This window comes from Bradyrhizobium sp. SEMIA (assembly GCF_014844175.1).
GTDB lineage: Bacteria > Pseudomonadota > Alphaproteobacteria > Rhizobiales > Xanthobacteraceae > Bradyrhizobium > Bradyrhizobium arachidis.
Window position 1 is genome coordinate 2533797 of record NZ_CP046601.1, and the last position, 13702, is coordinate 2547498.

9 protein-coding genes, 1 tRNA gene and 2 pseudogenes are annotated in these 13702 nt (G+C 64.9%); 9 read left to right on the forward strand and 3 right to left on the reverse strand.

The window, feature by feature from the left end:
• Positions 1-3 precede the first annotated feature (3 nt).
• From FOM02_RS12315 to FOM02_RS12340, 4 genes and pseudogenes are all read left to right on the forward strand, one after another.
• Positions 4-987 carry an ABC transporter ATP-binding protein gene (locus tag FOM02_RS12315; RefSeq protein WP_027559178.1) on the forward strand — a complete coding sequence of 328 codons (984 nt, stop codon included), beginning with the start codon at positions 4-6 and terminating at the stop codon, positions 985-987.
• Positions 984-1990, forward strand: a pseudogene (locus tag FOM02_RS46800) (ABC transporter ATP-binding protein). The gene FOM02_RS12315 and the pseudogene FOM02_RS46800 overlap by 4 nt, the downstream one beginning before the upstream one ends.
• Positions 1990-2919, forward strand: coding sequence for an ABC transporter permease (locus FOM02_RS12335; protein ID WP_167380714.1), 930 nt, complete (start codon positions 1990-1992; stop codon positions 2917-2919). Before FOM02_RS46800 ends, FOM02_RS12335 begins: the two are co-directional and overlap by 1 nt.
• Positions 2916-3775: pseudogene (locus FOM02_RS12340) on the forward strand (ABC transporter permease). The gene FOM02_RS12335 and the pseudogene FOM02_RS12340 overlap by 4 nt, the downstream one beginning before the upstream one ends.
• Positions 3776-3806: 31 nt before the next feature.
• On the opposite strand, the gene FOM02_RS12345 reads toward FOM02_RS12340, so the two are convergent.
• From FOM02_RS12345 to FOM02_RS12355, 3 genes are all read right to left on the reverse strand, one after another.
• Positions 3807-5183: a SagB family peptide dehydrogenase gene (locus FOM02_RS12345; protein WP_265442179.1), complete on the reverse strand. Its 1377-nt coding sequence runs from the start codon at positions 5181-5183 to the stop codon at positions 3807-3809.
• Between the two features lie 94 nt (positions 5184-5277).
• Complete coding sequence (locus FOM02_RS12350) at positions 5278-7524, reverse strand: TOMM precursor leader peptide-binding protein (protein ID WP_027559173.1); 2247 nt, start codon at positions 7522-7524, stop codon at positions 5278-5280.
• 190 nt (positions 7525-7714) lie between these two features.
• A complete protein-coding gene (locus FOM02_RS12355; protein ID WP_265441811.1) occupies positions 7715-8188 on the reverse strand; it encodes a hypothetical protein in 474 nt (157 codons plus the stop codon).
• Between the two features lie 239 nt (positions 8189-8427).
• On the opposite strand from FOM02_RS12355, the gene FOM02_RS12360 reads away from it, so the two are divergent.
• The 5 genes from FOM02_RS12360 to FOM02_RS12380 all read left to right on the forward strand — a co-directional run bounded on the left by FOM02_RS12360 (position 8428) and on the right by FOM02_RS12380 (position 13691).
• Positions 8428-9297 (forward strand): VOC family protein, encoded by an 870-nt coding sequence (locus FOM02_RS12360; RefSeq protein ID WP_231164030.1) that lies wholly within the window; start codon positions 8428-8430, stop codon positions 9295-9297.
• A gap of 199 nt (positions 9298-9496) precedes the next feature.
• Positions 9497-11347 carry a dihydroxy-acid dehydratase gene (ilvD, locus tag FOM02_RS12365; RefSeq protein ID WP_265441812.1) on the forward strand — a complete coding sequence of 617 codons (1851 nt, stop codon included), beginning with the start codon at positions 9497-9499 and terminating at the stop codon, positions 11345-11347.
• A 222-nt stretch (positions 11348-11569) separates the two neighbouring features.
• Complete coding sequence (locus FOM02_RS12370) at positions 11570-11893, forward strand: hypothetical protein (protein ID WP_027559170.1); 324 nt, start codon at positions 11570-11572, stop codon at positions 11891-11893.
• A 317-nt stretch (positions 11894-12210) separates the two neighbouring features.
• A tRNA-Ser gene (locus tag FOM02_RS12375) sits at positions 12211-12300 on the forward strand.
• 161 nt (positions 12301-12461) lie between these two features.
• Positions 12462-13691 carry a tyrosine-type recombinase/integrase gene (locus tag FOM02_RS12380; protein WP_265441813.1) on the forward strand — a complete coding sequence of 410 codons (1230 nt, stop codon included), beginning with the start codon at positions 12462-12464 and terminating at the stop codon, positions 13689-13691.
• The last annotated feature ends 11 nt before the right edge of the window (positions 13692-13702 follow it).

The following is a 13702-nucleotide window of genomic DNA, read 5'->3' on the forward strand; positions in this document are numbered from 1 at the left end:
GCGGTGTCGCCGCTGGTCAGCATCCGCGACCTCGGCGTCGCCTTCAACGGTGTCGCGGTGTTGCGCGGCGTCGATCTCACCCTGCAGAAGGGCGAGGCCCTCGGTCTCGTCGGCGAGTCCGGTTCGGGCAAGTCGGTGACATGGCTTGCCGCGCTCGGCCTGTTGCCGCGGCACGCGAAGGTCTCGGGCTCGGTGCGGCTCGACGGGCGCGAGATCCTCGGCGCGCCGGCCTCCGAGCTCGATCAGGTCAGGGGCGGGCGGGTTGCCATGATCTTCCAGGATCCGGCAAGCGCGCTCAATCCGGTGCTGACCATCCGCAAGCAGCTCTGCGAGGCGCTGGCGCTGCATCGCGATCTCTCGGGTGATGCCGTAAGAGCGGAAGCGCTGCGGCTGCTTAATCTGGTCGGCATCCCCGATGCGGCGCGGCGTCTGTCCGCCTATCCGCACGAATTCTCCGGCGGCCAGGTCCAGCGTATCATGATCGCGATGGCGCTCGCCGGAAATCCCGACCTCTTGATTGCGGACGAACCGACCACGGCGCTGGATGCCACCATCCAGGCGCAGATTCTGGAACTGCTCTCCACCATCCGTCGCGAGATGGGCATGGCGATGGTGCTGATCAGCCACGACCTCGGCGTCGTCGCGGAAAACTGCGACCGCGTCGCGGTGATGTATGCCGGCCGTATCGTCGAGCACGCACCGAGCAACCAGCTCTTTGCCGATCCCGTGCACCCCTATGCGCAGGGCTTGATCGGCGCGCTGCCGCCGCTCGACGGGCCGCGCCGCCGTCTCACCGCCATTCCCGGCACCGTGCCCGATCCCGCGCATATGCCTGACGGCTGTGCCTTCGCGCCGCGCTGTGCGCTGGCAGCCGAGGCGTGTGGTCTTGCGGCGCCGACCCTCGCGCCAATCGCAGAGGATCGCGCGGTTGCCTGCATCCGCGCCGAAGCCTCTCGCCGCGCGCTGCTCGGGATCGCCGCCGAATGAGCGCGCCGCTCGTCGAGGTATCCTCGATCTCGCGCAGCTATTCGATGCGCTCCGGCATGTTCGGCCGAGCGACCGCCGTGCATGCCGTCGACGGCGTGTCGCTGACGATCCCCAAGGGCGAGACGCTCGGCCTCGTCGGCGAGTCCGGCTCGGGCAAATCGACCACCGGCCGCATCGTGCTCGGCCTCGAGCCGCCTGATCGCGGCGAGGTGCGGTTCGGCGGCAAGCCGATGGCAGCGCCCGGTACGACTGCGTGGCGCGCGCAGCGGGCGCGTATGCAGATGATCTTCCAGGATCCGCTGGGCGCGCTGGACCGGCGCCTGGCCGTCGCCACGCAAATCCGCGAACCCCTGGACATCCACAGCCTCGGCACGCCGGCCGAGCGCGAGGAGCGCGTGCGCGAATTGCTGCGCGCCGTCGAGCTGACACCCGCGCACGGCGCGCGCTATCCGGCGCGCGCTATCCGGGCGCGCTCTCCGGCGGGCAGCGCCAGCGCATCGTGCTGGCGCGGGCGCTGGCGACGAAGCCGGATTTCCTTGTCTGCGATGAGCCCGTCAGCGCGCTCGACGTCTCGATCCAGGCGCAGGTGGTCAATCTGCTGTGCGATCTCCAGGCGCAGCTTGGGCTCACGCTGCTGTTCATCAGCCACGATCTGCGCGTCGTCAGGCAGATCAGCAATGTCGTGGCCGTGATGTATCTCGGCCGCATTGTCGAGATCGGCAGCGCCGACGATCTCTTTGCGCGCCCCGCACACCCCTACACACAGGCACTGGTTTCGGCGTCGCCCGCACCGGGCCGCCGCAGCGCCGGCCGGATCGTGCTGTCGGGCGACCCACCGAACCCCGCTGCGCGGCCTCAAGGCTGCGCCTTTCATCCGCGCTGCCCGCGCGCCATTGCGCGCTGCGCGGGCGAGGTGCCGGCGCTGTCGGCTGTTGGCGGTGACCGGCAGGTCGCCTGCCATCTCGTCACAGGGCCGCAGGCCGAAACCCGGGACGCAGCGTGATGGGACGCTATTTCGCCATTCGCATTGGACGCGCCGCGCTCACGATCGTGCTCGTCGTCACCTTCGCCTTCGTCGTGCTGCGGCTGTCAGGCGATCCCGCGCTGATGATCTTGGGACCGGAGGCGCCGCCGGAAGTCCTTGCCGCCTTCCGCAAGGCCTGGGGCCTCGATGATCCCATCTGGTTCCAGTATCTCGATTACTTCGGCGCCATCGCCAAGGGCGAACTCGGCCGCTCCATGCGCGACGGACGGCCCGCAATCGAGCTCGTGCTGGAGCGCATCCCGGCCACGCTGGCGCTGACGTTGCCAGCCTTCGTGTTCAAGGTCGCGCTCGGCATTCCCGCCGGCATCTACGCCGCTTTGCATCGCGGCTCGGCGATCGATCGCACCGTGATGATCACGGCGGTGGCGGGTTTCACCGTGCCGAGCTTCGTGCTGGCGCTGCTGCTCGTTCTCGTCTTCGCCGTGCAGCTCGGCTGGCTACCCTCGGGCGGACAGGACAGCTGGCGGCACGCCATCTTGCCGATCACGACACTCAGCCTCGGCGGCGCCGCGGTGCTGGCGCGCTTCACCCGCAGCGCCATGCTGGAGGTGCTTGGCCAGCCCTATATCCGCACCGCCTCGGCCAAGGGCGTGCCGTGGCGCAAGGTGGTGACCTCGCACGCGCTGCCGAACGCAGCGATCCCGACCGTGACCATTCTGGGCTTCATGGTGGGCACGCTGATCGCGGGCGCGGTCGTGGTCGAGAGCGTGTTTGCCTGGCCGGGAGTAGGGCGCCTGCTCGTGGTTGCCGTCGCCAACCGCGACCTCGCCGTCGTGCAATGCATCCTGCTGCTGGTCGCGATGACCATGGTGACGTCCAACCTGATCGTCGACTTCCTCTACGGTTTCCTCGATCCGCGGCTGCGCGCCAAAGGGGCGCACGCATGACCGACGCCACGCTGAAGGACACGGCCGTCCGCCGCCGCATCAGCCTGCCGGCGATCCCGGTCTCGGTCGCGCTCGCGATCACCTGGATCGTCGCCATGCTGGTGATCGCGGCCTTCGCCGAGAAGATCGCGCCCTATGGCTACACCCAGCTCGACCTCCGCAACCGGCTCTCGGCCCCCGGCAATATCGCGCATTGGCTCGGCACCGACGAGCTCGGCCGCGACGTGCTGTCGCGTCTTCTGGTCTCGATCCGCATCTCGCTGCTGATCGCGTTCGGCGCGACCGCGATCTCGGCGATCGTCGGGACCACGCTCGGTTTCCTCGCCGCGCATTTCCGGGGGGCCGTCGAGCAGCTCGTGCTGATGCTGACAGACTTCCAGGCCAGCATGCCGTTCCTGATCATGGCGCTCGCCGTACTCGCCTTCTTCGGCAATTCGCTGCCGCTGCTGATCGGCCTGATGGGCCTGTTCGGCTGGGAGCGCTACGCCCGCATCGCCCGCGCCTTGCCATCTCGGCCAATGCGCAGGGCTACGCGGCCGCGATCCGCCAGCTCGGGGCCACGCCGTCGCGGATTTACCTCCGGCACATCCTGCCGAACATCGCCTCCACCCTGATCGTCTCGACCACGCTGGTCTTCCCCGAGGTGATCCTGATGGAGTCGGGCCTGTCCTTCCTCGGCCTCGGCGTGCAGCCGCCGATGACCAGCCTCGGCAACATGGTCGGCTATGGCCGCGAGTACCTCACCCGGGCGCCCTGGATCATGCTGGCGCCGGCGACCACCATCGTGGTCACGACGCTGGCCGTCTCCGTGATCGGCGACTGGCTGCGCGACCGGCTCGATCCGACCCTGCAATAGGGCGACCGGCCTGCGGCGTGTGCCGATTTGCCTAGCCTTGGACTTCCGGCGTCCTGCCGCGGCCGAGCGCGAATTGACCGACCGGGCCCTCGATATGCAATTCCAACTCCGTCATTTTCGCGAACAGATCGATGTTGGTGCTGCCGATGGCGCAACCGCCGAGGCCCATATCGGTCGCCGCCAGGTAAAGCGTCTGAATCAGGCTGCCGACATCCTTCAGGATCAACGAATATGCGATTGAGCTGTATTTCCAGGAGACCCGCCCAAAACGCGCCGCGATCGTGATGAGGATTTGCGGCTGAGCGGGCGCGTCCATGGCGAACTGGGCAGCCGCCAGTTGCGCCTGGAGTTGTTGGGGGGAAGCGCTGATCGCGACCAGCGCGTGGCTCCCTGCATCGTAGTGGTAGAGTCCGGGCGCAAGCCCGTCGCAGTTCGCGACGGTAAGGTACAATTCCAGCTCGTACGCGCTCCCCGCCGACGGATAAGGCCTCGTGCTGTAAGGGACCTCGGGACCGCCCTCGAAATACGGCCCGCTCTTCCATTCGGACACGACGCGCGCGGTGGTGTCGAGAAACTGCGCGAGTTCGCCGAGCGTGACCGGATTCTTGTCGTCGAAATCCCGCGTTGAATGGCGTTCGCGCAACAGCTTCGGGAAGCGGGAGTTCGGCTCCGGCCAGGAGAATTTGCGCAGGTCAATCTTGCTGCCGGCCCAGGGTGGCCGCACCGCCGGCGACGGCGGAACGACGTTCGCATAGGTGAAGGCGGCGCCGACCGGATTGGCTTGCCGACCCTCCGTGCTCCGCGTGTGAAACACCAGATCGTGGAAATCCCAGAGTACGAGGTTGCCGTCGCCTTCGTTCACGCGCAGGCCTTCTCCGTCTTTCGCACCGAGCTTGAGCAGGATCTCGCTGTCGAGCAACAGTTCGAGCAGGGGGACGGTGGAGGAGGCAATCTTCTGGTTGAGCTCGCCGATCTTCCGAGGCTGCGACAGCGCAGCGAGGGTCGCGGCGATGGCGGGATCGCCAATCCGGAACAGCGCGCCGGCGCGTGGCGATTCCAGCACCATCTCATTGCCGCGCCGGCGCAGATAGGCAAAGCGCGACAACACAACGGTATCACGGCTGCCCAGCTTCGCGCGCCGCGGCCAGTAGTCGGGGACTTGAGGCTCGATGACCACGAAGTCCTGCGTGTTATGCGAAGAGGAGAGGCGGTATTCCAGAAGCCCCTGCCGCGCCAGGCGATGCACCAGGGCGTCGATTTCCCTGGCGACGACACTCTTGCCTGCAAACGAAGCGAGCGGAAGACCGGTACTTAGATGTCGGGCGCGGTCCATCGCGGCCGCGCTGAATTGTCCGAGGTTGACGGAATAGTCGCCCAGAAAGGCGGCGATGTTTCCGTCCGGCTGCATCTGGAGGGAGAAGCGATGGCTCAATCGGGCAGCAATGTCTGGCGCGATCTTCCTGGTCGGCTTTTTCCCGGGAGCGCGCACGAAAGAGCAGCCTTCAGGTATGTGGCAGGAATGAAGTCAGATCGCTTTCCGGTCGCGGCCGGTCCAACAATCCGAGCTTCACCGGCACATCGTAAAGGCGGCCCGGTGCGAAGCGGCGATAGAAATGACGCAGGCCGGGAACGAGCACTCTGACGACGGGAACCTCGACGTCGGGACGTGTCTGGTCGAGGACGAGGAAATCGTAGCCTGCACGGGCGGCGATCTCGACGCAGGCAATGACCTGGTCTCGCGTATTGTCGTGAAGCTTGAGGCTCGGCGCCGGGGGGATGATAGGGCGATCTCTCGGTGTCAGGAACGGGTAGTCTTCCAGACGCAGCGGTGTGACACCGTCGAGGGTCGGCTTCTCGCCGCTCGCGCCGCCCATCATGCCGACCGACATGAATTGGGTCAGCTCGGTGAGGGAGCGCAGCAGGGCTATGCGGCGGTCGAAATGCGCGCCGGAGCCGAACTCGATATTCTCGTGTCCATTCTGCATCCAGTGCATGATCGCCACGTAAGTCGGAATGCCGAGATCGGTGGTGATGTCGAGCACCCACAGCTTGCGCCCGGCTTCCGCAAATTGAGTTTGGAGATCCCGGACGTAGAAGTCGTCGAACTGCTCGAGGTCGACTTCGGCGCGCTGCACCCGGTTGTACCACCAGATCGCGTAGGCATCGCGCTCTATCAGCTCGAGGAAGCCCTGGACAATCGCTTCGTCGCGGGTGTTGCCGGCCGCGCAGCCGTTGGAATCCGTGTGAAAGCCGCCATAAAAGAAATACAGGAGACCCGTCGGCAGATATCTGAAGCGTTTGTCGCGCAGCGATGAGACCGGCGACCACTCGGTCCTCGTCGCGGGATCGAACGGCTCGGGCACCGGATGGGGATCGTCCGGTCGCTGGAGAAACCTGTTCTTGAACTGCGTTTCGCTGAAGAGCTGGACATCGTTGGGAAGAAGCGCGTCGCCAGGAGCGAAATCGTCAAATCGACGCGTCGTCCTGATCTCATCGCCCTGGAAAATGCCCGAATAGCGTTCGATCGATTCCATCAGCGCGCTGGCTTCGCCCTGCTCGGCGGTCGAGCCCTTGCCAAAGCTGCCGCCGCTCAATCCGGACCTGAGCTGGTCGATGCTGTGGGCCGGCGCGGAGAAATTATGCTGGGCGAAATAGTTGGTGTTCATCGGCAGATCGACGTCGATCCGCTCGAGCCTGGACACCACGCCTGTCAGTGGGCTCACATGCTTGCGGAAGCGCGACACCGTCGAGCGCGATGTCACGGTGCGGTATCCACCGCTGGTCATGACGAGCCTCTTGCCCTCGGCAATCTCGACCAGGGCCGGAGATCGGCGCGGGTTGTTCAGCTTCCTGCTGCCGCAGGTCGGACATTGCGGGCGTCGCGTCACGTAGTGCTTGGCGATGGCGGCGCCGGTCAGGTCGAAGCTTGCGATGTGATCGCGCAAATCGGTGCGAAAGCCCGAGGCAATCGCCTTGGCGATCTCGACGGCCGCAAAATGGATTCCCGCTTGGCCGACGCTTTCCCTGACGAGCGGCGATGTGGCAACCGCATGCGCCGGTCCCCGGTCGAGAAATCCCTTGATCTCCCGATTGCGGATCATGCGATCGAACAGGCAGGTCCAGCAGGCGCTCTCGCCCGGTTTGAACACGGGCCCGACCAGCGGAAACGGACCGGATGGCTGGACCAGCAACCAGGGCGTCTTGGCGGCCACTCGTTCTTGGTTCAGTTCAGCAAGTCGCCGGTCGAGATAGTCGTTCGCCAGCGTGATCGTGAACTTCGGCGCTCGCTTGGCGATTTGAACCCCGAGCTTGCTCAACGCCGCGGTCAGCTCCTTGGCGCCTTTGACGTCAATCGACTCGACCTGTACCGGGCAATTGCGAAGATTCTGCTCCGCGATCTCCAGGGGCATGCCTAGGCTTGCCAGGAAACCAGCGACGGCACCGTCAAACGCTTTCGAGGTCGCTGCAACGACATATCGGCGATCGAGGAGCCGCTTGATCGCTTCCTCGATCTTGTCGGCCGGAAAGTGCTTCGAAAGCTGGCGAATGATCTCCGACCAAGCCTTGCCATGTTTTCCGATCGCGGTGGCCAAGGCACAGTAGAGCTCGCCATGCAGGAAGAACTTGCGATCCTCGGAATAGAGGCAAACCGCATCGGGAGGCAGTACGTAAGCGGTGAAGTTCGGTGCAAATCGGAGAACGTCTTTGCGGGTCTGCCGCGCAACGCGGGTCTTGCGAGTTGCAGTCATTGAGTCAGCACGCTGATCCTGTTGCCGTCACGCTGGATCCCCGGCGCAAGACGGATCGTCGCGACCGCGCGCCGGCATTTTCCCGGAGAATTGAAACGAATTCAGCTGCCACCCGCAAGCTGCCGATGCAAGCATCGGAGCGAAATCAAGCAATTGGCCGGCCCCTTTCTTGAGGCCGGCCAATGACCTATCAACCCGTGAATTTGACATTCGGAGCGCGCCGAGGCCTAGCACCAGCGGCAGCGGCCCCACGATGCGCAGCAACCCGCGCATGATACGGCGCATCCCACCACACCGACAGCACAGCCAACTGCGCAACCTGCACATCGGCAACCGACGCCACATCGGCAACCACGGCAACCCCGACAGCCTCCGCAGCCGCGCAACCGCCGCATCCACGCCACGCCAGCTGCACGCGGCTGCCGGCGTTTTCCTTGTCGAAGAGATGGAAGGTGGCGAGGCTGACGTCAGCCATTTCCTCGTCATCGAGCGTGATTGCCTGACCCGTTCCAAGGTGCGGCAATTGCTGCACGTCGGGTGTCGGCACGGCGGACGCCGATGCGCCTCCCGCCAGCGAGAACGTCAACCCTGCGGCTCCGAACGCCGGCACGGCGACTTTGGTTACCCGCTTCTTCCGTTTAGAAGTCTGCTTCGCCTGCCGCATGGTCCAACCTCCGAGCATTGCTAGAAGCATCCGAGCCGCGGTAAGTCTACGCTCAGGAAATAACACGAGCAAGAATTACGCGCACAAAAGCGCGGCGCTGCGCGTTCAGAATGTATTCATCTTCATGAACGGCATCGGCACGGGCAGTTGACGCAGGGCATCAACGATCGGCGCTGTTGGTGCGCGTGCAGCTTGGTGCAGTGCCGCAAGCGCATCGAATCTTGAACGGAGAGGTCCGCGTGGCAGATCAATCAGGGCGTTTCGCTTGGTATGAACTCCTGACCACGGATGTCGCGGCGGCCGGCGCATTTTATCGCAAGGCCGTCGGCTGGGGCGTGAGGGATGAATCGACCCCCGAACTGCCCTACATGGTGTTTCGTAGCGGCGGCGCTCCGCTGGGCGGACTTATGGATATCCCGGAAGAGGGGCGGAGATTGGGGGCGACGCCGAGATGGATGGGATACGTCGCCGTCGACGACCTGGACGCAACCGCCGTGCAGATCAGGCGCCTCGGAGGCAGGATCCTTGTGCCGCCGACCGACACCAATATTGGCCGCATAGCAGTCGTTGCCGATCCGCAGGAGGCGACGTTCGGGCTGATCAAAGAACCAACCTATGGCCGACGGAAACCGGGCCGGCTGGACGAGCAGGGGCGCGTAGGCTGGCATGAGTTGCTGGCCGCCGACCGGACCGTGATCTTCGATTTCTACAGAGAACTATTCGGTTGGCAGAAAGCGGACGCTCAAGGCGAACCAGCGGCCTGGTATCAATTGTTTTCGGCGGGTGGGCAGACGGTCGGCGGCATGCTCACGAAACTTCCGAGCGTGACGCAGCCGAGCTGGTTGCATTACTTCAACGTCGACGACATCGGTGCTGCCACGAAACATGTGAATGCTGGCGGAGGCCGGATCCTCCAGGGTCCGATCGAGTTGCCCGATGGCTGCTGGATCGCACGATGTGTCGATCCCCAGGGTGCCCTGTTTGCATTGCAGGGCGCCCGAGGTCAGACAAGCATTGAGCCATCCTCGGCTTCGGAAATCGGCTGGTCCGCCAAGTGGGGTGGCATTGCCTCCCAGGGGAGAATTGTGCTGCCCAAGCCGGAGCGCTAGCCACAGCGTCTCTCCGGCGCTGACCCGAGCTTGCAATAGCCCGCGCCGGGAGCAGGGGAGGCCTGCGAAAGGCCGATCCGGCCCTGTCCGGCCCAAGTTCCCGTTGCACCTGATCACCCCGTGCGCTATCCGGCCGGAAAGGCCTGAGGCGGCTCCATATTTTCCGCTCAGGCACCCAAACCCGAGGACGGAAACCGCCATGCCAGCCTATCGCTCCCGCACCACCACCCACGGCCGCAACATGGCGGGCGCCCGCGGCCTCTGGCGCGCGACGGGCATGAAGGACGCAGATTTCGGCAAGCCGATCATCGCGGTCGTCAACTCTTTCACCCAGTTCGTGCCCGGCCATGTCCACCTCAAGGACCTCGGCCAGCTGGTCGCCCGCGAGATCGAGCAGGCCGGCGGCGTCGCCAAGGAGTTCAACACCATCGCCGTCGACGACGGCATCGCCATGGGCCATGACGGCATGCTCTACAGCCTGCCGTCGCGCGAGCTGATCGCCGACAGCGTCGAGTACATGGCCAACGCGCACTGCGCCGACGGCCTCGTCTGCATCTCCAACTGCGACAAGATCACGCCCGGCATGCTGATGGCCGCGCTGCGGCTCAACATCCCCGCCGTGTTCGTCTCGGGCGGCCCGATGGAGGCCGGCAAGGTCAAGCTGCAGGGCAAGACCAAGGCGGTCGACCTCATCGACGCCATGGTCGCCGCGGCCGACTCCAAGGTCAGCGACGAGGACGTCAAGGTGATCGAGCGCTCGGCGTGCCCGACCTGCGGCTCCTGCTCGGGCATGTTCACCGCCAACTCCATGAACTGCCTGACCGAGGCGTTGGGCCTGGCGCTCCCCGGCAACGGCTCGATGGTCGCAACCCACGCCGACCGCAAGCGCCTGTTCGTCGAGGCCGGCCACACCATCGTCGACCTCGTCCGCCGCTATTACGAGCAGGACGACGCCTCCGTGCTGCCCCGCAACATCGCGAACTTCAAGGCGTTCGAGAACGCGATGACGCTCGACATCGCGATGGGCGGCTCGACCAACACCGTGCTGCATCTGCTCGCCGCCGCTCATGAAGGGCAGGTGGCCTTCACGATGCAGGACATCGACCGGCTGTCGCGCCGCGTGCCCGTGCTGTGCAAGGTCGCGCCGTCGGTCGCCGACGTGCATGTCGAGGACGTGCATCGCGCCGGCGGCATCATGGGCATTCTCGGCGAACTCGACCGTGCCGGCCTGATCGACACCTCGGTCTCGACCGTGCACGCGCCGACCATGAACGATGCGCTGGAGCGCTGGGACATCAAGCGCTCCAAGAGCGAGGCGGTGCGCACTTTCTATCGTGCCTCGCCCGGCGGCATCCCGACCCAAGTCGCCTTCAGCCAGGAGCGCCGCTACGACGAGCTCGATGCCGACCGCGAGAAGGGCGTGGTGCGCGATCTCGAGCATGCCTTCAGCAAGGACGGTGGTCTCGCCGTGCTCTACGGCAATCTCGCGCAGGACGGCTGCATCGTGAAGACCGCCGGCGTCGATGCCTCGATCCTGAAGTTCTCTGGCCCCGCGCGCGTGTTCGAAAGCCAGGACGCGGCCGTCGAAGGCATCCTTGGCGGCAAGGTCGTCGCCGGCGAGGTCGTGGTCATCATCTACGAAGGCCCGCGCGGCGGCCCCGGCATGCAGGAGATGCTGTATCCGACCAGCTATTTGAAATCGATGGGCCTCGGAAAGGCTTGTGCGCTCGTCACCGACGGCCGCTTCTCCGGCGGCTCGTCCGGCCTGTCGATCGGCCATCTGTCGCCGGAGGCGGCGGAAGGCGGCAACATCGGTCTGGTGCGCACCGGTGACGTCATCGCCATCGACATTCCGAACCGCAGCATCACGCTTGAGGTCTCCGACGAGGAGCTCGCCAGCCGCCGCGCAGCGGAAGAGGCGAAGGGCGATGCCGCCTGGCAGGCGACGGGCCGCAAGCGCAACGTCTCCACCGCGCTCCAGGCTTACGCTGCGCTCACCACCAGCGCCGCGCGCGGCGCGGTGCGCGAGGTGAAGCGTCGCTCGAAGTGAGCATCGCGCCGTTCGCACGGCGTGCGCATAGTCAACAAGTCCTGAACGGCCGGCGAGAGCCGGCCGTTCGCGTTAAGGATGCTCCAACGAACTTCGGCAGCCCAGGAGTTTGCGGCGTATATTGCGCGCGACCTTCGCAAATCCAATTCGGGCAACTGGGGCACCACCGCAATGTCTCGTACTCTCGCTGTTGTTTTCTCTACGGCCGTCGCCGCGATTTCGATGACGGGCGCAGCCTCCGCCGGCTGCTACAATTGCTACACGCCGCCGCCGTGCCAGACCTGCTACCAGCAGCAATACGTCGCCCCGCAATACCGCACCGTCGACGAGACCGTGATGGTGTCGCCGGGCTCCGTGGTCGCGCACCGCACGCCGGCGCAGTACCGCACCGTGATGGTGCCGCAGACCGTGATGGTCGCGCCGCCTGGCGTGCAGTACGAGCGCATCCCGCCGCAATATGCGACGCGCCAGCGCGTCGAGATGGTCTCGCCCGGCTATTCCTATTACGCCCCGGTGCAGATGGGCTGCGCGTCCTGCGGCTACTGAGCCGAGGCAGCAACGAGGAATTCCAAGCGGCGCTCCCTCGGGGGCGCCGCATTGCTTTTGGGGGCAGCAAACGAGGCCCGGAAACGGAGGCGAATCCAAACCGGGCCTCGCAACCAGCGACGCCCTGGGAGATGTCGCCAGTGTCCGGGATTGCTGAGCGGCCGACCTGTGTCGGTGGCCGACGCGTTGCGTGAAGCTAGAGGAACAGCCTGACGCTCGCCTGACAGACCGGGCGCCGTGGAAAGGCAGGAGGCAGGGCGCGAACTTCGCGTTGCCTTGCGGCACCGACTGCGTTAAGCGACAGCCATTCCGGGCTTGGAAGGGTGGCCGAGTGGTTTAAGGCACCGGTCTTGAAAACCGGCGTGCCCGCAAGGGTACCGTGGGTTCGAATCCCACCCCTTCCGCCAATACATTGTTCTCCACTGTTCGCAGTCGTTCGAACTCCACAGCAAAATCAGTGGCTTGCGCCGAAAAACTGTACTTCGCAGTTCTCCGGTGTTCTCCCTAATCGGGACGCTGGCCGTAGCTTTAGACCGTGGGTTCGGAGGACGGTTTTCCTGGAGGAACAATGGCTGGAAGGCTCAAACCACTCGACGTCGATCGCCAAACCAAGCCCGGCAAATACGCCGACGGCGGTGGGCTTTATTTGATCGTCACAGGACCAACTTCGAAAAGCTGGTCCTACCGATTCTGGAAGGACGGCAAGGAGCGTTGGCACGGCCTCGGCTCCTTGAAGGATGTGTCGCTAAAGGACGCGCGACTGGCACGCGATGCTGCGCGGCTGCGCGTGAAGGGCGATCGCAGCACCGCCGGCGTGGACATCGTGCAGGAGCGGCGAAAGGCGCGCGAAGAGGCGAAAGCCGTCCAAGCCAAGGTCGTCATGCCAACGTTCGAGGAGTGCGCGGAAGCTTACATCCGGGCGAACTGGTCGACCTGGAGCGAGAAGCATCGCGATCAGTGGCCATCCTCCCTCAAGCGCTACGCCTATTCCACCATCGGCAAGCTGACGATTCCGGAGATCAAGCCAAGCCACATCCACGATCTGCTGAAGCCAATCTGGGTGGAAAAGCGGGAGACCGCGAACCGTGTCCGCGGCCGGATCGAAACGATCATCGCGAAGAACGTCGATATCGACGATCCGGACTTCCGCAATCCGGCTGAATTGACGAGGCAGCTGCGTGAAAAGTTGCCAAAGCGTCCCAAACGGGTGGTCCGCCATCATCCTGCCTTGCCTTACAGCGAGGCGCCGGCCTTCATGAAGCTCCTTGCCGGTGCGCCCGGGACGGCTGCCGCCATGCTGCGTTTTCTGATCTTCACAGCTTGCCGCACGAACGAGGCCGTCGACGGGCAGTGGTGTGAAATCGATCGTCCGGCCGCCACCTGGAAAATCCCCGGCGAGCGGATGAAGATGGACCAAGACCACCACGTTCCCTTGACAGATCCCGCGCTGGCGGTGCTCGACGAGATGCGCGATGGCAGTCAAGGTGAACTGATCTTTAATAATCCCGATGGCGGAGCATTCTCCGAAAATGCGATGCTCGCGGTACTTGATCGTCTCGGCTACGGACACGTCACGGTGCATGGCTTCCGGTCTACCTTTGCCACCTGGGCCGAGGAATGCACCGACTATCCTGATGGAGTCCGCGAGGCTGCGCTTGCCCATAAATACAAGAGCGAGACCACTGCGGCCTATCAACGTGGCCAGAAGCTGGAAAAGCGACGAGCGCTGATGAAAGATTGGGCCGCATTCTTGACTGATGCCAAGGTGGTCTCGTTGGACGATCGGAGGGTAGGATAGCCTTCGAGCTG